Here is a 20,418-nt window from a genome sequence, read left to right on the forward strand (position 1 = left end):
AGGACACTCTCTTCTCTCACGCCAGGGACCCGTACCGGCTGCGGTAGTACATCAGTGCCGCCCCGGGGTGCTCGGCAACTCCCAGCGACACTACTTCGCCCACCACGATGCTGTGGTCGCCGGCGGGGTGGATGTCGGTGGTCTGACACTCAATCGTTGCCAAGGCCCCGTCGAGCAGTGCGACCCCCGTGGTGCCGCGGTGGTGCGGCACGCGGTCGAGCTGGCCGTGCAGGGGGCGGCCCTGGGTGGCGAGCCAGTCCGCGGTGCGCCTCTGGTCGGCAGCCAGCACGCTGACCCCCCAGGTGCCCGCGTCCTTGACCGCGTCGTGGAAGCGGGCGTCGACCTCGATGCAGGCGAGGACGAGCATCGGCTCCATGGACACCGAGGCGATGGCGTTGGCGGTCATCGCGTGGTCGTGGCCACCCGACACGGTGGTGAGGATGCTGACACCGGTGGCGAAGCGGCCCATGGCCAGGCGGAAGCGGTCCTGGGTGGGCTCCTCCCTCATGCGCCCTCACCGGGAAGCAGCGAGGTCCTGCGCACGCCGTCGGCGGCGGGCACCAGGCCCCCGGTCGACGGGTCGAGCAGGGCGAACCCCTCGCGGCCGGGGAGGCGGGCGGCGACGTCGTTGGACAGGGCGAAGCAGCCCTCGCCCACGCTGACCTGCGTGCGGTGCTCGCGCAGGGCCGCGGTCTGCAGGGGCAGCACCGAGAGGTCGACGATCTCGTGGGTCACGGCTCCATCGTCGAGCACGGAGGGCGGGAACGGGTCACCCGGGCCCGGGACGCGCCAGCCGGAGCCGGCGGGCACGTGCTCCTCCAGCCAGGCGCGGTCCTCCAGAGCCCACGACCGCGGCGTCACCACGGCATACAGGGCAGGGCGCTCGCGCTCGGGGAGGCCTGCGACGGCGGCGCAGGTGACCCGGTGGGCCTGGATGTGGTCGGGGTGGCCGTAGCCGCCGTGCGCGTCGTAGGTCACAACGACCGAGGGCCGGACCTCCGCGACCACGGCGGCGACGAGGGCTGCCGCCTCGGCGGGGTCGGCGTTCACGAACGCCGCCGGGTTGGCGGCCGTCGGGGAGCCGGCCATGCCGGAGTCGCGCCAGCGGGAGAGGACCCCTCGCCCGGGGTCCTCCCCGAGCACGCGGTGGTGCACCCCCAGCGTCGCCATGGCCCTGCGCAGCTCCTCACGGCGCCACGGTCCGAGGACGTCGTCGCGGTCGGACGCCAGGTGGGCCAGGTCGGCGGGGATGACCTCGCCCTCCTCCCCCAGCGTGCAGGTGAGCACGTGCACCTCGTGGCCCTGCCGGGCGTGGTGCGCGAGCGCCACTCCCGTGGCGAGGCTCTCGTCGTCGGGGTGGGCGTGGACGAAGAGCAGCACCTCACGTCCGTTGCTCACCGCACACCCACCCGCGCGAGGTCGACCCAGCCGCCGAGCGCCTCGTTGGCGGCCAGGCCCGTCACCTCGGAACCCGCGGTGAACAGGGCCCGGTGCTGCACCAGGGGGACGTAGACGCCGGCGCGGACGAGGCTGGAGTCGAGCTCCGCCCAGGCCTGCTCGCGCCGCGTGCGGTCGCGGACGCCCTGGATCTCGGTCATCCGCGCGTTGGCCTTGTCGTCGGAGAAGCGGCCGTAGTCGCGCCCGGAGCCTGCGGCCGAGAGGTTGATCCTGCTGTCGAAGAGCGGGGGGAGGACGGTCGAGGCCGACGGCCAGTCGGCCGCCCAGTTGGCCCAGATGACCTCGCTCTCCCGGGTGCGTCCCGGCGACGAGACGGCCGCGAAGTAGTCCTTCTCGACCGGCTGGAGCGCGATGTCGAAGCCCGCGGCCTCCCAGCCGTTCTCCAGCGCTGCCATCGCCTTGTCGGCGGTCGGGGTCGACCGGTAGGCGACCCGCAGCCGCACGGGCAGCGTCAGGCCGCTGTCCCGCAGCAGCGCGCGGGCCACCGCCGTGTTGCCCCGTGGCCCCGCCTCGAGCAGGTCGCTGCCGGGGTGCTCCGGCACCGCGCCCCCCACGACCGAGTACGCCGGCGTCGCCGCGGTGGGGCCACCCAGGGCGGTGACGTAGCCCTCGCGGTTGGTGGCCACCGCCAGCGCCTGGCGGGCCTCGGCCTTGGTGAGCGGGCCGCGCGCCACGTTGACGGCCAGGTAGTCGACCAGGGCGAGACGGGGGTTCACCGACCGGCTTCGCAGGCGGTCACTGCTCGTGATGCTGTGCTGCATGGCCGGTGGGGCCGAGTCGAGCGCGACGGCGCGCCGGTTCTCGTCGTCGTCGGCCATGATGTGCTGGGTCGCGGTCTGCGCCTCCACCCCCTCCTGGTAGCGGATCAGCGCGGCGGTCGGTCGGCGCACCGGGTCGGAGGCCTGCTGCCAGTGGGGGTTGCGCTCGAAGGTGCCGCCCGTGCCCTCGTCCCAGCCGCCCTTGAGCAGGTAGGGCCCGTTGGAGAACACGGCGTGCTTGGACGCCTCCCTCTTGTCGGCGCTCTTCTTGTAGGGGGCGAAGGGCGCCAGCGAGACCATCTGGCTGAAGTCGGCGCGCGGCTCCGTGAGCCGGAACGTGATGGTGCGGCCCTTGCAGGACACCGCCTTGTCGAAGGCCCTGGCACCAGAGCCGCCCGCGCCGCTCCATGGCCCGCGGTAGGTCGCGCTGCCGTCGGCCTTCTTCGGCAGGTCGAGCGCGGCCAGCGGGTAGTTCAGGCCCTCGGTGGCGATGGGCTCGGCGAACGAGCGGGCCACGCCGTAGCGCACGTCCTCGCAGGTGACCGGCGAGCCGTCCTGCCAGGAAACGCCGTCGCGCAGCGTGAACGACCAGGTCCGCAGGTCCTTGCTCGGCCGGCCGGTGTCCGTGGCCAGGTCGCCCACGAGGCGACTCTGCTCAGCGGCGTCGGCACCCGCCGGGAAGGCCGTGAGCGTGCGCATGAAGACCCGCCCCGCGAAGGCCATGTCCTTCTGCGAGGTCATCCGCTGCGGGTCCCAGGTCGCGGCCGGGCCGAGCGAGACCGCGGTGAGGGTCCCCTCGTCGGTGCCGCCGGCCTGGTCGAAGGAGACCGCCGAGCAGCCCGCAGCGAGCGCCGGGGCCACCAGGGCCCCGACGGCGCCGAGCAGTCGTCGCGTGGAGCGCATGCCCTACCGGTTGCGGGCCCGCGCCGCCGTCCGGGCTCGCACCGTCTGGTCCAGCTCGACCTTGCGGATGCGCACGGCCTCGGGGGTGACCTCGACGCACTCGTCCTCGCGGCAGAACTCCAGCGACTGCTCGAGGCTGAGCTTGCGGGCGGGCACGATCTTCTCGAAGTTGTCGGCCGAGGAGGCGCGCACGTTGGTGAGCTTCTTCTCCTTGGTGATGTTGACGTCCATGTCGTCGGCGCGGCTGTTCTCGCCGACGATCATGCCCTCGTAGACCTCGGTGCCCGGCTCGACGAACAGCGTGCCGCGCTCCTGGAGGTTCACCATCGCGTAGGCGGTCACGGCGCCGGTGCGGTCGGCGACGAGCGAGCCGCTCGTGCGGGTCGTGATGGTGCCGAACCAGGGCTCGTAGTCCTCGAACACGTGGTGGGCGATGCCCGTGCCGCGGGTCTCGGTGAGGAACTCGGTGCGGAAGCCGATGAGCCCGCGCGACGGGACGAGGAACTCCATGCGGATCCAGCCCGTGCCGTGGTTGGTCATCTGCTCCATGCGGCCCTTGCGGGCGGCGAGGATCTGGGTGATCGCCCCGAGGAACTCCTCGGGGGTGTCGATGGTGAGCCGCTCGACGGGCTCGTGCAGCTTGCCGTCGACCTCGCGTGTGACCACCTGGGGCTTGCCGACGGTCAGCTCGTAGCCCTCGCGGCGCATCTGCTCCACGAGGATGGCCAGCGCGAGCTCGCCCCGGCCCTGGACCTCCCAGGCGTCGGGGCGCTCGGTGGGCAGCACCCGCAGCGACACGTTGCCGACGAGCTCCTTGTCGAGGCGGTCCTTGACCATGCGGGCGGTGACCTTGGCTCCGCGCACCCGGCCGACCATGGGGCTGGTGTTGGTGCCGATGGTCATCGAGATGGCGGGCTCGTCGACGGTGATGACCGCCAGCGGGACGGGGTTCTCGGCGTCGGCCAGGGTCTCGCCGATCATGATGTCGGCGATGCCCGCGATGGCGATGATGTCGCCGGGGCCGGCCTCGTCGGCGGGCTTGCGCTCGAGGGCCTCGGTCATGAGCAGCTCGGTGATCTTGACCCGCTCGATGGAGCCGTCGATCTTGCACCAGGCGACCTGCTGGCCCTTGCGGATCGTGCCGTTGTGCACCCGCAGCAGCGCCAGGCGCCCGAGGAAGTTGGAGGCGTCGAGGTTGGTGACGTGGGCCTGCAGGGGGGCCTCGTCGTCGTAGGTGGGGGCCGGGATGGTCTGGAGGATCGTGGTGAACAGCGCCTCGAGGTCGTCCGCGTCCGGCAGGCCGCCGTTCTCGGGGCGGTTCAGCGAGGCGCGCCCGGCCTTGGCGGAGGCGTAGACGATCGGGAACTCGATCTGGCTCTCGTCGGCGTCGAGGTCCATGAAGAGCTCGTAGACCTCGTCGACGACCTCCTGGATGCGCGAGTCGGGCCGGTCCACCTTGTTGATGCACAGGACGACCGGCATCTTCGCCGCGAGCGCCTTGCGCAACACGAAGCGGGTCTGCGGCAGCGGGCCCTCGGAGGCGTCGACGAGCAGCACGACACCGTCGACCATGGACAGGCCTCGCTCGACCTCGCCACCGAAGTCGGCGTGGCCGGGGGTGTCGATGATGTTGATGGTGACGCCGTCGGTGAGGCCGGCGTCCGCCGCCGCCTTTCCGGCATACCGGATGGCGGTGTTCTTCGCGAGGATGGTGATGCCCTTCTCCCGCTCGAGGTCACCGCTGTCCATCGCGCGCTCGTCGACGTGCTGGTGCTCGCCGAACGCGCCAGCCTCCCAGAGCATCTTGTCGACCAGCGTGGTCTTTCCGTGGTCGACGTGGGCAACGATGGCGACATTGCGGATGTCACCGCGGGTCTTCATGGGCATGGCGGACATTCTCTCAGGGATTTGCCCGTGCTCCGAACCACCGCCGTGCGGGCGGTGACCTCGGGCACACCGGCGGGTATGCCGTGGCACCGGGCCGCGGGGCACCGCGCCTCACCGGAACGCGTCGAAGCGGCGCACCAGGGCGCGCAGTGCCGCGATCTCCGCCGCCAGGGCCCGACGGCCCTCCGGGGTGATGCTGACCCAGCTGCGGGGCCGTCTTCCCTCGAACACCTTCTCCAGGGCCACGAGGTCCTGGCTGCCCAGCACCTCGAGGTGCCGGCCCAGGTTGCCGTCGGTCAGGCCCAGCACCTTCTTCAGGTAGGCGAAGTCGGCCCGGTCGGACTCGTCGAGGATCGTGAGGATGCCGAGCCGGGCCCGCTGGTGGACGGTGTCGTCGAGGCCTGAGGTGGGATGGGGCTCCGGCGAGCTCACCCTCGCTCCCGGCGGAGCGCCGCGAGGCCCGCGCCGGCCGCCAGTGCGGCCAGCGCCAGGTGGGTGAGCACCGGTGCGCCCTCGAAGAAGCCCCCGCGGGGGGCCTGGTAGTCGCCCAGCCACCGGTTCAGCTCGTAGAGCCGGTTGTCGAAGAAGCCGAGCTGGGTCAGGGCCCCGAGCACCCCGAGGAGAAGGGACCAGCCGGCGAGGTAGCGGTTGCGCTGGGCCAGCCCCAGGCCGAGCAGGACCGCACTCGCGGCGGCCACGGGCGCCAGGAAGAGCAGCGGGAAGACGAGCAGGAGGGCGGCGGCCACCACTACCGCACCCACGCCGTAGCCCCGCTCGGGACGACCCACCCCCGTCGCGCGCGACGCACGGCGGTGCCACCAGCGCAGGGCCAGGAAGAGCGTGGGCGTGGCGAGCAGCCAGTAGACGACCCCGCCGCTGCCCCTCGAGCCCGCGAGCGGCGCGCCGCCCGCGACGAGCACGGCCAGCCCGATCAGCGGCACGGACGAGAGGTGCTGGTCGCCGCGCGCCCGGGCGCGCAGGCGGTCCTGCTCCGACAGCAGGCCGATCTCCTCCAGTGACATGAGCCTCCGCTCTCCTCGATGTGGAGCCAACTCTGCAACGCAGAGTGGTCTGCGGTCAAGAGGGCCTGAGGCGCTCCTCGACCGCACGCACGATGGGCAGGTCCGCCGGGAGCCAGGGCACGGCATACAGGCTGTCGCGGCCCAGCCAGCGGAGCACGTCGTGGTCCTCGAGGGGCTGTGGCTCGCCGTCGACGACCACGGCCCACCACACCCAGATGACGAAGTCGTCGCCCAGCGGCCAGCCCCCGCGCTCGAGCGGGCCCTCGAGCAGCTCGCCGAGCTCGACCTCGACGCCGAGCTCCTCGCGCAGCTCGCGCCGCAGGGCCTCGGCGTGCTCCTCACCCGGGTCGACCTTGCCGCCGGGGAACTCCCAGCCGCCGGCGAGGGCCGAGGGCTCGGTGCGCCGAGCCGAGAGCAGCAGCCCCGGCCGTCGCAGGTCGTCGACGATGGCCGCCCCCACGACCTCGCGGCGCGTGCCGCCCTCCCCTGGCCCCATCGTGTTTCACTCCGGTAAATATCTGCGGCACGGCCCCGTGCCCACCGCATATCTCGCTAGTGTCAGCGACCAACCGTAGAAGACGTGCTGTCACGACCTGCGGCTCACCACTCACAACGCACATCCTGGGCGCCCGACCGGGCTCCCGGGAGTTCGCACACCAAGCGAGGTATTCGATGAAGTACACGCGGAAGGCGACTCCGGTCGTCTTGGCGACGACGCTGGCCCTGACGCTGGCGGCCTGCGCCCAGTCGGAGCGCGAATCCGGCGGCGAGAACACCGCGGGCGGCGGTGACACCAAGGACACCTTCACCTTCGGTGCGGCCGGCGCTCCCGAGGTCTTCGACCCCTTCTACGCCACTGACGGCGAGACCTTCCGGATCACCCGCCAGATGATGGAGGGGCTGGTCGGCATCAAGGCCGGCACCGCCGAGGTCGAGCCCGAGCTCGCCGAGAAGTGGGAGCCCTCCGACGACGGCAAGACCTGGACCTTCACCCTGCGCAAGGGTGTGAAGTTCACCGACGGCGAGCCCTTCAACGCCGAGGCCGTCTGCTACAACTTCGAGCGCATGTTCGACCAGAACGCGGCCGCCCAGGCGGGCCCGGCCGAGTACTGGGGCTACACGATGGGTGCCTTCAAGGACAAGGCCGCCGAGTCGCTGTTCCAGGGCTGCGAGGCCAAGGACGAGTCGACCGCCGTGCTCAAGGTCGCCCGCGCCACCTCGAAGTTCCCGACCATGCTGTCGCTGGACTCCTTCTCCATGCAGTCGCCGAAGGCGCTCGAGGCGGGCAAGGCCAACGACGTCAAGACCCAGGGTGAGGGCTTCGCCTACCCGGCCTACTCGCAGGCCCCCGTCGGCACCGGCCCCTACAAGCTCGACAAGTACGACGAGGCCAACAAGACGGTCACGCTCGTGCGCAACGACGACTACTGGGGCGAGAAGGCCAAGACCTCGAAGATCATCTTCAAGATCATCCCCGACGAGAGCACCCGTCGCCAGGAGCTCAAGGCCGGCAGCATCGACGCCTACGACCTGCCGAACCCGGTGGACTGGAAGGGTCTCGAGGCCGACGGCAACAAGGTCGAGGTGCGTCCCGCGTTCAACATCCTCTACATGGGCCTGAACCCGGAGAAGAACCCGAAGCTCAAGGACATCAAGGTCCGCCAGGCCCTCTACCACGCCCTCAACCGGGACCAGCTGGTCAAGACCCAGCTGCCCGAGGGCGCGACGGTGGCCACCCAGTTCATGCCTGAGGCGGTCAAGGGCTACAACAAGGACCTGCAGCCCTACGCCTACGACCCCGAGAAGGCCAAGAGCCTGCTCGCCGAGGCCGGCGCCACGGGCATGAGCCTGACCTTCGCGTACCCGTCCGAGGTCTCGCGCCCCTACATGCCGAACCCGCAGAAGATCCACGACGCGCTGCGCACGGACCTCGAGAAGGTCGGCATCAAGGTCAACGTCGTCACCAAGCCGTGGAACGGCGGCTACCTCGACGGTGTCGACAACGGTCAGTTCGACGCCTGGCTGCTCGGCTGGACCGGCGACTACGACTCGGCCGACAACTTCATCGGCACCTTCTTCGGCAACCTGTCGGTCAACGACTTCCACACCAAGGTCACCGACTACGGCAAGAAGCTGTCCGAGGACCTCGCCAAGGCCGACGGCATCGTCGACGAGGCGGAGCGCACCAAGGCCTACGAAGAGGTCAACAAGCAGATCATGGAGGAGTACCTCCCGGGTCTGGCGATCAGCCACTCGCCGCCGGCGCTCGTCACCGGCCCGAAGGTCGAGGGCGTCGTCCCGTCGCCGCTGACGGCGGAGGAGTTCTCCGGCGTGACCGTCGGCAAGTAAGGTGACCGCCGTTCTCTAGACGGCAAGCACCATCCAGGCAGTGCCCGGTGGCCGTCCCAGCACATACGCTGGGGCGGCCACCGTCACGAAGGAGTGAGGAGACCACCGCGTGCTGAGGTTCATTGTGCGGCGACTGATCCAGATGGTGGGGGTGGTCATCGTCCTGTCGCTGCTGCTGTTCATCTGGCTGAGATCCCTGCCGGGGGGCACGGTCTCGGCCATGCTGGGTGACCGCGCGACCCCGGAGTCGACGGCCCGGCTGACCAAGGAGCTCGGGCTCGACCAGCCCATCTGGGTGCAGTACGGCCGCTTCGTGCAGCGGGTGCTGAGCGGTGACTTCGGCGTCTCCACGGGCGTCCTGCCCGGCCGTGACGCCCTCGACATCTTCCTGACCCGCATGCCGGCCACCATCGAGCTGGCCATCGTCGCGATGGTCATCGCGATCGCCGCGGGCATCCCGCTCGGCTACGTCGCTGCCCGTCGTCGCGGATCGGCCCTCGACAACACCTCGATCGTGGGGTCGCTCGTCGGGGTCGCGGTGCCGGTCTTCTTCCTGGCGTTCGTCCTCAAGTTCATCTTCGCCGAGGAGCTCGGCGTGCTGCCCGTGTCGGGCCGCCAGAGCACCGGCATCGACGCGACCCGGGTCACCGGGTTCTTCGTGCTCGACGGCGTGCTCACCCGGGAGTGGGACGCGGCCTGGGACTCGTTCAAGCACCTGATCCTGCCCGCGCTGGCCCTGTCGAGCATCCCGTTCGCGGTGATCTTCCGCATCACGCGCGCCTCGGTGCTCGAGGTGATGGACGAGGACTACGTGCGCACCGCAGAGTCCAAGGGCCTGGCCAACAGCACCATCCGTGGCCGCCACATCCTGCGCAACGCGCTGCTGCCCGTCATCACGACCATCGGCCTGCAGACCGGTGGCCTCCTGGTCGGAGCCGTGCTCACCGAACGGGTCTTCTCGTGGGGCGGCATCGGCGACGCCCTCGCGAACGCGTTCACGCTGCGCGACTACGCCGTCCTCCAGATCCTCATCCTGGCGGCGGCCGTCACCTTCGTGGTGATCAACCTGATCGTCGACGTCGCCTACGCCGTCATCGACCCGCGCGTCCGCACGAGGTGAGCCCCATGAACCGCAACCCCCTCAAGACCCAGGCCGACCGGCGCAAGGAGCGGATCGACAGCCTCGCCGCCACCGCCGGCGGCGGCACCGTGACCGGCGCGGGCGAGATCGAGGAGGCGCCCGGCGTCTCCCTCATCGCGAGCGCCTGGCGCCGGCTGCGCCGCAACCCGGTGTTCCTGGTCGGAGCCGGCATCACCCTGGCCTTCGTGGTCCTCGCGCTGGTCGCCCCCTGGGTCGCACCGCACGACCCCACCGAGGGCCTGCTGCTCGACAAGGTGCGCCAGCAGACCAACCCGATCCCGGGGCCGGAGCCCGGCTTCCCGCTCGGGGCCGACAACCGTGGCCGCGACCTGCTGTCCCGCCTCATCGTGGGCGCCCAGCAGACCCTCGTCGTCGGCGTCGTGTCGACGGTCCTGGGCCTGATCGGCGGCCTGTTCCTCGGCACCCTGGCGGGCGCCTTCGGCGGCTGGGTCGACTCCTTCGTCATGCGTGTCGTCGACGTGATGCTCTCCATCCCGTCGCTGCTGCTGGCCATGTCGATCGCCGCGGTGGCAGCTCGCCCCAGCATGTGGACGGTCATCATCGCCATCGCCATCGTGCAGATCCCGATCTTCGCCCGCCTGCTGCGCGGCTCGATGCTGGCAGTGCGCCACAGCGACCACGTGCTGGCGGCCAGGGCCCTGGGCGTGAAGCAGTCCGCGATCGTGTTCCGGCACATCATCCCGAACTCCCTGGCGCCGGTGATCGTGCAGGCCACGATCGTGCTGGCCACCGCGATCATCGACGCCGCGGCGCTGTCCTTCCTCGGCCTCGGCAACCCGGACGACCGCAGGCCGGAGTGGGGCCAGATGCTCGGCCAGGCCCAGGAGTTCCTCGGCGACTACCCGCACCTGGCGTTCTACCCGGCCGCGTGCATCATCATCGTCGCCCTCGGCTTCACGCTCATGGGCGAGTCGCTGCGCGAGGCGCTCGACCCGAAGACCCGGAGGTAAGGGCATGACCGAGACCATCGAGAACGTCCAGACCCAGACCAACCGGAACGAGCCGCTGCTCAGCGTCCGCGACCTGCGGGTGACCTTCCAGCGCCACGGGGAGAAGCCGTTCGTCGCCGTCGACGGCGTCAGCTTCGACGTCCGGCCGGGCGAGACCGTCGGCCTCGTGGGCGAGTCTGGCTGCGGCAAGTCCGTGACCTCGCTCGCCATCATGGGCCTGCTGCCCAAGCGGGCCGTGACGGTCGAGGGCGAGGTCGACTTCCAGGGCACCGACCTGCTCCGGCAGTCCGACGAGCAGATGCGTGACCGTCGTGGCCGCGACCTGGGCATGATCTTCCAGGACCCCCTGTCGTCCCTGAACCCCGTCGTGCCCATCGGCGTGCAGGTGACCGAGGTGCTCGAGCGCCACCGCGGGATGTCCCGCAAGGCCGCGACCCCGGTGGCCCGCGAGATGCTCGACAAGGTCGGCATCCCCGACCCCGACCGACGCCTCAAGGACTACCCGCACCAGCTCTCGGGTGGCATGCGCCAGCGCGCCCTCATCGCGATGGCCCTGGCCTGCCAGCCGCGCGTGCTCATCGCCGACGAGCCGACCACGGCGCTCGACGTGACGATCCAGGCCCAGATCCTGGCCCTGCTCAAGGAGCTGGTGCAGGACACCGGCACCGCGCTGGTCATGATCACCCACGACCTCGGCGTCGTGGCCGGCCTGTGCGACCGCGTCAACGTCCTCTACGGCGGCAAGATCGTCGAGCGCGGTGACCGGCACCCGCTGTTCGCCCACCCGCGCCACCCCTACACCGTCGGGCTGCTCGGGTCGATCCCCCGGCTCGACGGCGCACGCGGCGAGAAGCTGACGCCCATCCCCGGCTCGGTGTCGGACAACCTGCCCTGGGAGCACGCCTGCGCCTTCGCGCCGCGCTGCCCCAACGCGCTCGAGAAGTGCCGCGAGGTGCGGCCCGAGCTGCTCGACGACGGCGGCGGCCGCTGGCTGCGCTGCCACAACCCCGTGGAGAACCCCCTGGAGGCGACCCGATGACGGTCAGCGAGACGACGGCCACGACCGAGAAGGCAGGAGCCGACGACGTCCTCGTCGACGTCAAGGGCGTCAAGGTGCACTTCCCCATCAAGAAGGGGGTCATCTTCGACAAGGTCGTCGGCTTCGTCTACGCCGTCGACGGGGTGGACCTGCAGATCCGCCGCGGCGAGACCTACGGCCTGGTGGGCGAGTCGGGCTGCGGCAAGTCCACCCTGGGCCGGGCCATCCTCAACCTGGAGACCCCGACCGAGGGCTCGGTCGTCTTCGACGGCGAGGACATCGCCTCCCTCAGCGGTGAGGCGCTGCGCCACAAGCGCCAGGACATCCAGATGGTGTTCCAGGACCCCATGGGCAGCCTCGACCCGAGGCAGTCGGTCGAGTCGCTGCTGATCGAGGGGATGAAGGCCCACGGTCTCGCCAAGGACGAGAAGAGCGCCGCCAAGCGGCTGCGCGAGCTCCTCGCGGCGGTCGGCCTGCCCCCGGCGGCCCTGAAGAAGTACCCGCACGAGTTCTCCGGCGGTCAGCGCCAGCGCATCGGCATCGCCCGCGCCCTGTCGGTGAACCCGAAGCTCATCGTCGCCGACGAGCCGGTCAGCGCCCTCGACGTCTCCGTGCAGGCGCAGGTCATCAACCTCCTCCAGGACCTCCAGGACGAGTTCGGCCTGACCTACCTCGTCGTCGCCCACGACCTCGCCGTCGTCCGCCACATCAGCGACCGCATCGGCGTGATGTACCTCGGTGCGCTGGTCGAGGAGGCCGCGGCCGACGACCTCTACGCGCAGCCGCTGCACCCGTACACCCGGGCCCTGATGTCGGCGGTCCCGGTGCCCGACCCGCTGGTGGAGGACCGCCGCGAGCGCATCCTGCTCAAGGGCGACCTGCCCTCCCCCGCCAACCCGCCCCGGGGCTGCCGGTTCCACACCCGCTGCCCGTGGCGGCAGGAGACCCGGTGCGACACCGAGCGCCCCCAGCTGCGGGTCGTGCAGGTCGACGGCGTCCCGTCGTCGCACCGCGTCGCGTGCCACTGGGCCGAGCAGATCGAGTCCGGCGAGATCCAGCCGCACGAGGTGGCGACCCTGCTGACCGAGCAGACCGACACCGGCGCCGGCGGCGACGAGTTCGTGGGGCCAGCCTCGGTCACCGAGGCGATGTAGCGCTGGCCCACCACCGCCGCGCCAGCGCGTTCCAGCCCGGCCGGAAGGCGTAGACGCCGGCCAGCCGCAGCCGGGCCACCTGCTGGTAGGCGGGGACGCGGCGCAGCGTGTCGGCGTCGGGGGCGGCGCCCGCCAGGAACGCCGCCCCCGCCACCTGGGCCGCCCGCTCGCCGAGCAGGCCCTGGGCAACGCGCAGCTCGAGGTGCGCCAGGACGTTCCCGAGGTCCAGGGCGCGCTCACCCACGGCCAGGGTGTCGAGGTCCAGGACACCGACGCCGTCCCGGGCCAGCACCACCTGCTTGTCGTGCAGGTCCCGGTGCAGCACCCCCACCGGCCCCGGCGGACCGGCCAGCAGGAGCCGGTATGCCGCCGGGTCGGCTGCCGCGGGCAGCAGGCCCCAGGCGACCGCCGACTCCACCCACCCCTCTGTCGTGCGCACCTCGTCGCGGGCGTCGTGGACCGGCAGGTCCGTGGCGTCGTGCCGGTGCAGGTCGGCGACGGCGCGGCCGGCGGCCGTCCAGGCCTGGACGAGGTCGGCCAGGCCGGGCGCACTGCGTCCGACCTGCAGCAGGGTGGGGCCGGGGACCTCCTCCCACGTGACCACCCCCGCGGAGAGGTCGTGCGCCAGCACGCGGGGCACGAGAAACGCGCGCCGGGCCGCCAGGCGCGTCCGCTCGCTGGTCGCCACCAGCCGCGAGCTGGTGCCCGGCCGCACCACCTTCGCGTAGGCGCCGTCCGGGCGCTGCACCACCGCCCGGCGCTCCGGCCGGTGGCTGACGACCCGGGCTCCGCGACGCACCAGTCCGGGCAGGGCTCCGAGCCGGCCGTCCGCCCCGGACCAGTGCAGGACCACGGGCTGTGCCGGGTGCAGCTCCGCGCCCCTGCCCGCCGCCGTCACCACGGTCTCGGCGCGGGCCCGGTCCGGCAGCAGCTGCGCCGCCACGGTGTGTCCGCGGGCGTCGACGTACTCGAGGTGGAGGGAGCCGTCCGGGCGCGGCCAGGCACGACGAAGCCCCAGCGGCCCAGCGGCGGCCTCCAGCCGGGCCGCGGCCGCGAGGCTCCCCGTGTTCACCGCCGGCCCGCCTGCACCGCGGCCCCCTGCACGAGGGCCGCCACGCGCTCGGACCACTCCCCGTCCCCCTGACGCAGCCGGAACGGTTCACCCGCGCGCTGCAGCAGGGCCAGGGCGACCAACGGGCGCAGGCGGTCGGTGAGCCGCCCCGCGGGCCCCGCGGCATACGCGCGGATCATCGGCTGGAGGACGTCGACGGGGTCGGCGTCCGGGGGCCACCGGCCGGCCAGGACCTCGGCAGCGAACCACGAGGCGGCATCGGCTGCCGGCAGGTCCACGCGGACCCGGTCGAGGTCGAGCAGCGCCAGGCCGGGACCGCGCACCAGGACCTGGTCGACGGACAGGTCGCCGTGCACCAGCACGCCCGGCGGCCGGGGGTCGAGCAGGGCCCCGACGCGGGCCGCGACGGCGGTCGCGGTGGCACCGAGGTGCGGGGCGACCGCGGTGACGGAACGTACCGCGGCCCGCGCACTGGCCCGGTGGTCGGAGGAGGCGGCCCCGCGGAAGGGCTGGGCCCGGTGGGCCCGGGCGAGCAGCGCGCCCGCCTCGGCCAACAGCCAGGGCTCGGTCCCGTCCACCGGGTGCGCTCCCTGGAGGAAGTCGACCAGGGTGACCCGGCCACCGCGACGCGGGCGGTGCACCGCGGCCACCTCGACGCCCAGCTCCGCCCAGCACCGGGCCGCCGCTGCGGTGGGCGGCGTCGTTCCGGTGGGCTGCACCCGGGCGACGCGCACGGGCCCCCCGGCGCCGTCCAGGCGGGCGACGAGGCGGCGCGCCGGCTTGTACGTGAGCACGGTGGCCCGCACCGCGCCGGGCACCAGGTCCGCCGGTTCGGCGACCACCCTTCGGGCCGCCCGCAACGCCGGGTCGGCGGTGAGGGGGCCGAGGAGGAGCACGTCCTCGGCCAGGCACGGAGCGAAGTCCCCGGGTGCCTGCCGGCCCCGGAGCACCGGCTTGGCCAGCTTGTCGGCCGTGGTGGCCGTCCCCGCCACGGCGTACCCGTGGCGCACCCCGGAGGGCGTGGCCGCCTCCACGGCGGCCGTGAGGCTGACACCGGGCTTGTACCTCAGGTACGTCACACGGGCAGAGGTCACCGCGCCCCAGTCCGGGGCGGCCACGGCGGCGATCCGGCGCGCGGCGCGGTCCGGGTCCAGCAGGTCGGCCATCGCGAGCACGTCCGGGTCCCGGGCCACCACTTCCGCGTCGTCAGGTGAGAGCACCGCTCCTCCCGCCGCTTCCGTCGAGCTGGTGCAGCGTCGCCAGGACGCCGTCGCGGCGCGCCAGCAGCTCTGCGGGTGGCCCCACCTCGACGACTCGCCCGCCGTCGAGGCAGGCCACGACGTCGCAGTCCAGGACCGCGTGGAGGTCATGGGAGATCACCACCGCGGTCCGGCCGGAGCACAGGTTGGACAGTGCCGTCTGCACCTCGCGCTGGTTGACCGGGTCCAGCCCCGTGGTGGCCTCGTCGAGGATGATCACCGACGGGTCGCGCAGGATGGCCCGTGCGATGGCCAGGCGCTGCCGCTGGCCGCCCGAGAGGGTGGCACCGCGTTCCCCGAGGAGGGCGTCGTAGCCGCCGAGCACCTCGGTGATGAAGGTGTGGGCGCGGGCCAGACGGGCGGCCCGTTCGACGTCGGCATCGCTGGCGTCCGGCCGCCCCAGGCGGATGTTCTCCCGCACTGAGCCGGCGAACAGCACCGACTCCTGCAGGACGATGGCCTGCTGGGCGCGCAGCGACGCCAGGACGTACCCGCGGACGTCGACCCCGTCGATCAGGACCCGGCCGCTGTCCACGTCGTGCAGGCGAAGGAGCAGGGCGGCCACGGTGGACTTCCCCGAGCCGGACGGGCCGACCAACCCGAGCCTCGTCCCGGCCGGCACGTGCAGGCTCACCCCGCGCAGCGCCGGCTCCCCACGACCGAAGTCGACGGTCACGTCCTCGAGCCGGAGCTCGCCGCGCAGGCGGGGTGCGACCACCGCATCGGGGCGGTCGGTCACGTCGGCCGGCACGGCCAGCACACCCAGGATCCGCTCGCCCGAGGCCGCCGCCTTGGCGATCCGCCCGGTGTACTTGGCCATGTCCCGCATCGGTTTGAAGGCGCCCTTGAGGTAGCTCACGAACACCACGAGCTCACCCACGGTGAGCTCGCCGTGCAGGACGCGGGTCGCGCCGACCAGCACCACTGCGGCCGTGGCCACCCCCACGAGCAGGTCGGTGTGCCGCTCGAGCCCGGCGGACAGCCGGGTCGCCCTGGCCCCCTCGGTGAGGCTGCGCTGGTTGCTGGCCGCGAACTGACCTCGAAGCACCCGCTCGAGCCCGTACGCGTGCACGACGGGCATCGCACCCAGTCCCTCGGCGGCGGTGTTGGCGAGCTGTCCCTCCCTGCGCCGTTGTTCGCGCGCAGCGCCGGTGATCCTGCGGCTGCGGCGGCCGCTCATGAGCACGAACACCGGGAGGGCGGCGACGACGATCAGCCCCATCAGCGGGTCGAGCACCATCATCACCACGACCATCCCCACCAGCGTGATCACGTTGCCCACCAGCGGCAGGGCGGCGGTGACCGCGACGTCCTGGAGGCGGCCGACGTCGGTGATCAGGCGGGTGACCAGGTCTCCGGTGCGGGCCGTTCCGTGGTAGCGCAGCGACAGGCCCAGCAAGTGGTCGAAGAGCACTGCGCGGACCTGGGTCATGGCGCGGGTCCCGGCGAGCGCCAGGCACACCGTCGACAGGTACGACGCCCCGGCCCGCAGGGCTGCGACTGCGACGATCGCCAGCGAGGCCAGCACGAGCAGCCGGGTGATACCGGGCTGACCGGCCGCCCCCGGGGCCACCACCGCGTCGATGACGACCTTCAGCGGCCACGGCTCGAGGAGCCGGAAGGCGACCTCGGCCAGCATTGCCACCAGGCCACCCGCCAGGAGCGCTCGCTGCGAGCGCACGTACGGGCCCAGCATCCGCATCGTGTGCCGGAGGCTGGGGACCGCCTCGCTCAGCGTGGGCTGGTGCCGGCCCATCACACCACCACCGGTGCGGGCGGCCGGAGGGGGAGGCCGGCCGAGGCCAGGGACGCGTCGACGACGGCCTCCCAGGTGTGCCGCTGCGCCGTCTGCCGTGCCGCCCGGCCCAGCCTCACCCTGAGACCTGGCTCGGACCGCAGCCCGGCGATCGCATCGGCCAGGGCCACCACGTCACCCGCGGGGGTGAGCAGCCCGTCCACACCGTCGGTCAGGACCTGCGACAGCTGGCCGGACCGGCTGGCCACCACGGGGAGCCCCGCCGCGAGGTACTCGAAGACCTTGAGCGGCGAGAAGTACGTGTCCGCGACGGGGTACGGCGCCGCCGCGACGTGCAGACGGGCGAGCTCGGCGGGAAGCTGCCCGGGGTGCACCGCGCCCACGAAGTCCGCGCGGTGCGCGCCGAGCAGCCGGACCGCCAGCCGCTCGAGGGCCTCGCGTTCCGGGCCGTCCCCGATGACGCGGAGCCGCACCTCGTCCAGCAGGGCGACCGCCCGGACCAGGACGTCGACGCCGTGCCACGGCTTGAGCGTCCCGACGAATCCCACGGTGAACGGCCCAGCCGGTTCGGGTCCGGGCGTGAACCGGGCCGGGTCCACGCCGTTGGGCAGGACCACGGTGCGGGCACCCGGGGCGACCTCGCGCACCCAGGAGGCCACCGGCTCGGACACGCACAGCACCGAGCGGGCCAGACGGAAGACGGCCCCGGCCCGGGTCAGCGCCCCGTCGCGGTCGACCAGCTGGCGGTGGCGCGCCTGCTCCTCGACGAGCGGGGCGTTGACCTCGAGCAGGCCCGGCACCCCGAGCAGGCTGGCGTGCCGCATGCCGGCCGTGCCCCACAGGGAGTACCGCTCGTAGACGAGGTCGACCAGGGGCCCCTCACGCAGCCGCGCGCCCAGCTCGAGGTCGGCGCTGCGTTGCTGCTCCTCGCGCTGCGCGGGTAGGCCGCCCGCCCGCGGCGGGAGGCAGCGCACCTCCACCCCCTCCAGCCCGGCAGCCGGTTTGCCACCGGTCCGGGCGCACCAGAGGGTCAGCTCCACGCCTCTGCGGGCCAGCTGGCGCAGCACCTCCTGCACGTGGATGGAACTGCCCTTCGTCCCGAAGACGGGCACGCCGGGGTCGGCGCAGACGTACGCGACGCGCATCACGCCACCTCGCCGGTTCGCGCCAACCCACGGGAGCCGACCAGCGAGCGCAGCACCCGCGCCTGCCGCCGCAGGTCGAACGTCGCCTCCACCAAGGCGCGCCCCTGCCGTGCCAACCGCTCCCGCAGCGCCTCGTCAGCGAGCAGGCGCTCCAGCGCCGCCGCCAGGGCGGACGCGTCACCCGGCGGCACCAGCAGCCCGGTCGACTCGTGGCGCACGGCCTCCGGGATGCCGGTCACGTAGGTCGAGACGCAGGGTGTGCCCAGGGCCAACGCCTCGAGCAGCACCGTCGGAAGCCCGTCCGCGTTGCCGTCGGCCCCGACCACGCAGGGTGCCGCGAGCACCGCCGCGCCGGCCACCAGTGCCCGGATCTCGTTCTCCGGCAGCGGCCCGAGAAAGCGCACCAGGTGCTGCACCCCGGCCGCACGGGTCCGAGCCGCCAGCTCTTCGGCGAGCGGCCCGTCCCCGGCGACCAGGCACGGAACCTCGTGGCCCCGTGCGGCGAGCAGGGCCACGGCATCGACCAGGACGGCGAAGCCCTTCTTCTCCACGAGCCGGCCCACCGCGACGACCTCGGTCCGGCGCGGCCCCGGCTCGAAGCCGAAGCGGTCGAGGTCCACCCCGTTGTAGACGCGGTGAACCGCTCGGCTGGCGGTGGGGAAGACGTGGCGCAGGTGCTGCAGGTTGTAGTCACTCACCGTGACGACGTGGTGCGCGTCGGCCAGCTTGCGCTCGAGGTCGCGGTGGTCGACCTCGGAATGGAAGATGTCCTTGGCGTGGGCAGTGAAGGAGTAGGGCCGCCCGGAGATGCGCGCGGCGACCCGGGCCACACTGGTCGCGGAGCTCCCGAAGTGGGCGTGCAGGTGGTCGATCCCCCGTTGCGCGACACACGTGGCGAGCTCGAGCGCCTCTGCGGCCTCGAGCGCCTCGAGGCCGAGGAGTGCCTCGAGGTGACGGCCCACGGTCGGGTGGGCTGCCTGCGCCGCACGGGCCAGGTCCCACAGCTGGCTCGCGCGCAGGCTCGAGTGGCTGAGGTAGGTCACCGGTGCCCGCACCTCGGCGAGCGTGCCGTGGAAGCGACCATCGATGGGTGGCCGGAGCGAGAAGACCTCGATCTGCTCCCCTTGTGCCTCACGCGCCCTGATCTCGTTGACCACGAACGTCTCCGAGAAACGCGGATACATCTTGGCGACGTAGCCGACCCGTGGCTCAGACCGCGACATGCGCAGCCCGCCTCTCCTCGAGCAGCGCAGCCGCGAGGCGGTTGACCTGCGACAGCCCATCCAGCCGGGGCACCGGGAGCGGACCGCGGTCGGCTCGCGACGTGGCCTCGGCGACCCACGAGGCCACCGACTGGGGCGTCAGGTCACCGGGACGCAGCAACGTGACCAGGCCGTGGTCCTCGAGCCGCGCCGCACGCACCAGCTGCTCCGCGCGCGGCGTCACCCGGGGCACCATCAGGGTGGGCAGCCGGCGGTCCAAGACCTCGCAGGCGGTGTTGTAGCCGGCCATGGCGACCACGGCCCGGGCCTGGTCCAGCAGCACCGCCATGTCGCTCACGAAGTCCAGCACCCGGAGTGTGGCAACGTCACGGGCGGTGGCGTGGAGCCAGGTGCGGTCCTCCCAGGGCATCTGCGGTCCGAGCACCAGGGTGGCGGTCCTGCCGTGCAACGGCGCCGCCTCGACGAAGGCGCGTGCCAGCTCAGCGCCGTCGCCGCCGCCACCGACGAGCCCCAGCACGGTCCGGCGCCTGCCCGTCCGGGCCGTCCGCTCGTCACGGCCATGCGCGAGGTATCCGGTGAAGTGCACCGCCTCTCGCAGACGCGGGGGCACGACGATGTCCGCGGTGACGTCGTAGACGCGCCGGTCGCCGTACACCCACACCGCGTCGTACCACGCGTCCAGCGCCGCGGCGCACCGGTGCGCGAACCACTCCCGCCCGGCAGCGGCGGGGTCGTCGAGCACGTCTCGCAGGCCCAGCACGACGGTCGAGCGCCCAGCCAGGGCCATCAGGGCGGCCTCCAGCTCCCCGCCAACCCCGCGCGGGTGCCGGTCGACCACCAGCAGGTCGGGCGCGAAGGACGTCAGCGCAGCGGCGGCGACGCCCGAGCGCAGGGCACACAGCTCTGCAGGAGCGACCCCGGGCAGGTCCCGCGCGGCATACCTGTCCCGCCCCTGCTTGACCAGGCCGGGGAGCCGCAGCACGTCGCAGCCCTGGGGTCTGGGGAGCACGAGAGCCTCCTGCGCTCCGCTGAGGACCAGGATGTCCGGGCGCGGGGACAGGTCGCTGAAGGCCCGTGCCAGGGAGAGCGTGCGCCGGATGTGGCCGAGACCCAGCGCGTCGTGGCAGTACAGCGCGATGCGGGTCACCATGTCAGGCTGCGAGTCCGGCCCTTAAGGGCACGCTAACGCGCGGTAAACGGTGGTCCGTGGCCGTGCCGGACCGTCTGCAAGGCGGAGGTCGACGGCGCGCTGACTACGCCGAACAACCGTGCTGCTGGGCG

Annotated in this window: 18 protein-coding genes; 5 read left to right on the forward strand and 13 right to left on the reverse strand. The window is 72.7% G+C overall.

All coding sequences use genetic code 11. The features are described from left to right. Positions 1-16: 16 nt before the first annotated feature. From P2F65_RS04820 to P2F65_RS04850, 7 genes are all read right to left on the reverse strand, one after another. Positions 17-508 (reverse strand): flavin reductase family protein, encoded by a 492-nt coding sequence (locus tag P2F65_RS04820; RefSeq protein ID WP_275804687.1) that lies wholly within the window; start codon positions 506-508, stop codon positions 17-19. Next, complete coding sequence (mshB, locus tag P2F65_RS04825) at positions 505-1,398, reverse strand: N-acetyl-1-D-myo-inositol-2-amino-2-deoxy-alpha-D-glucopyranoside deacetylase (protein WP_275804689.1); 894 nt, start codon at positions 1,396-1,398, stop codon at positions 505-507. The genes P2F65_RS04820 and mshB overlap by 4 nt, the downstream gene beginning before the upstream one ends. Next, positions 1,395-3,119: an ABC transporter substrate-binding protein gene (locus P2F65_RS04830; RefSeq protein WP_275804691.1), complete on the reverse strand. Its 1,725-nt coding sequence runs from the start codon at positions 3,117-3,119 to the stop codon at positions 1,395-1,397. The genes mshB and P2F65_RS04830 overlap by 4 nt, the downstream gene beginning before the upstream one ends. Before the next feature lie 3 nt (positions 3,120-3,122). Then, on the reverse strand, positions 3,123-5,006 hold the full coding sequence (gene typA / locus P2F65_RS04835; protein WP_275804693.1) for a translational GTPase TypA: 1,884 nt from the start codon (positions 5,004-5,006) through the stop codon (positions 3,123-3,125). A 111-nt stretch (positions 5,007-5,117) separates the two neighbouring features. Next, positions 5,118-5,438, reverse strand: a complete 321-nt coding sequence (locus tag P2F65_RS04840; RefSeq protein WP_275804695.1) for a transcriptional regulator — start codon at positions 5,436-5,438, stop codon at positions 5,118-5,120. Then, on the reverse strand, positions 5,435-6,028 hold the full coding sequence (locus tag P2F65_RS04845) for a hypothetical protein (protein ID WP_275804697.1): 594 nt from the start codon (positions 6,026-6,028) through the stop codon (positions 5,435-5,437). Before P2F65_RS04845 ends, P2F65_RS04840 begins: the two co-directional genes overlap by 4 nt. Before the next feature lie 55 nt (positions 6,029-6,083). Beyond that, the gene (locus tag P2F65_RS04850; protein ID WP_275804698.1) at positions 6,084-6,524 is read right to left on the reverse strand and encodes an NUDIX domain-containing protein; all 441 of its coding nucleotides are present in this window, start codon (positions 6,522-6,524) and stop codon (positions 6,084-6,086) included. A gap of 176 nt (positions 6,525-6,700) precedes the next feature. On the opposite strand from P2F65_RS04850, the gene P2F65_RS04855 reads away from it, so the two are divergent. From P2F65_RS04855 to P2F65_RS04875, 5 genes are all read left to right on the forward strand, one after another. Beyond that, the gene (locus P2F65_RS04855) at positions 6,701-8,377 is read left to right on the forward strand and encodes an ABC transporter substrate-binding protein (RefSeq protein WP_275804700.1); all 1,677 of its coding nucleotides are present in this window, start codon (positions 6,701-6,703) and stop codon (positions 8,375-8,377) included. A 109-nt stretch (positions 8,378-8,486) separates the two neighbouring features. Then, positions 8,487-9,497 carry an ABC transporter permease gene (locus P2F65_RS04860; RefSeq protein WP_275804702.1) on the forward strand — a complete coding sequence of 337 codons (1,011 nt, stop codon included), beginning with the start codon at positions 8,487-8,489 and terminating at the stop codon, positions 9,495-9,497. A gap of 5 nt (positions 9,498-9,502) precedes the next feature. Beyond that, the gene (locus P2F65_RS04865) at positions 9,503-10,489 is read left to right on the forward strand and encodes an ABC transporter permease (protein WP_275804704.1); all 987 of its coding nucleotides are present in this window, start codon (positions 9,503-9,505) and stop codon (positions 10,487-10,489) included. A 4-nt stretch (positions 10,490-10,493) separates the two neighbouring features. After that, a complete protein-coding gene (locus P2F65_RS04870) occupies positions 10,494-11,528 on the forward strand; it encodes an ABC transporter ATP-binding protein (protein ID WP_275804706.1) in 1,035 nt (344 codons plus the stop codon). Then, positions 11,525-12,682, forward strand: coding sequence for an oligopeptide/dipeptide ABC transporter ATP-binding protein (locus P2F65_RS04875; protein ID WP_275804707.1), 1,158 nt, complete (start codon positions 11,525-11,527; stop codon positions 12,680-12,682). The genes P2F65_RS04870 and P2F65_RS04875 overlap by 4 nt, the downstream gene beginning before the upstream one ends. Here P2F65_RS04875 and P2F65_RS04880 read toward each other — a convergent pair. The 6 genes from P2F65_RS04880 to P2F65_RS04905 are packed head-to-tail and all read right to left on the reverse strand — an operon-like array spanning position 12,666 to position 20,284. Continuing rightward, positions 12,666-13,754, reverse strand: coding sequence for a phosphotransferase (locus P2F65_RS04880; RefSeq protein ID WP_275804709.1), 1,089 nt, complete (start codon positions 13,752-13,754; stop codon positions 12,666-12,668). The genes P2F65_RS04875 and P2F65_RS04880 overlap by 17 nt on opposite strands. After that, a complete protein-coding gene (locus tag P2F65_RS04885) occupies positions 13,751-14,974 on the reverse strand; it encodes a phosphotransferase (RefSeq protein ID WP_275804711.1) in 1,224 nt (407 codons plus the stop codon). Before P2F65_RS04885 ends, P2F65_RS04880 begins: the two co-directional genes overlap by 4 nt. Then, positions 14,961-16,769 carry an ABC transporter ATP-binding protein gene (locus tag P2F65_RS04890; protein WP_275804713.1) on the reverse strand — a complete coding sequence of 603 codons (1,809 nt, stop codon included), beginning with the start codon at positions 16,767-16,769 and terminating at the stop codon, positions 14,961-14,963. Before P2F65_RS04890 ends, P2F65_RS04885 begins: the two co-directional genes overlap by 14 nt. Then, positions 16,769-17,914: a glycosyltransferase family 4 protein gene (locus P2F65_RS04895; RefSeq protein ID WP_275804715.1), complete on the reverse strand. Its 1,146-nt coding sequence runs from the start codon at positions 17,912-17,914 to the stop codon at positions 16,769-16,771. The genes P2F65_RS04890 and P2F65_RS04895 overlap by 1 nt, the downstream gene beginning before the upstream one ends. Further along, on the reverse strand, positions 17,914-19,137 hold the full coding sequence (locus tag P2F65_RS04900; protein ID WP_275804717.1) for a glycosyltransferase family 4 protein: 1,224 nt from the start codon (positions 19,135-19,137) through the stop codon (positions 17,914-17,916). Before P2F65_RS04900 ends, P2F65_RS04895 begins: the two co-directional genes overlap by 1 nt. Next, positions 19,124-20,284: a glycosyltransferase gene (locus P2F65_RS04905; RefSeq protein WP_275804719.1), complete on the reverse strand. Its 1,161-nt coding sequence runs from the start codon at positions 20,282-20,284 to the stop codon at positions 19,124-19,126. The genes P2F65_RS04900 and P2F65_RS04905 overlap by 14 nt, the downstream gene beginning before the upstream one ends. Positions 20,285-20,418: the final 134 nt, after the last annotated feature.

The organism is Knoellia sp. p5-6-4, from assembly GCF_029222705.1.
Taxonomy (GTDB): domain Bacteria; phylum Actinomycetota; class Actinomycetes; order Actinomycetales; family Dermatophilaceae; genus Pedococcus_A.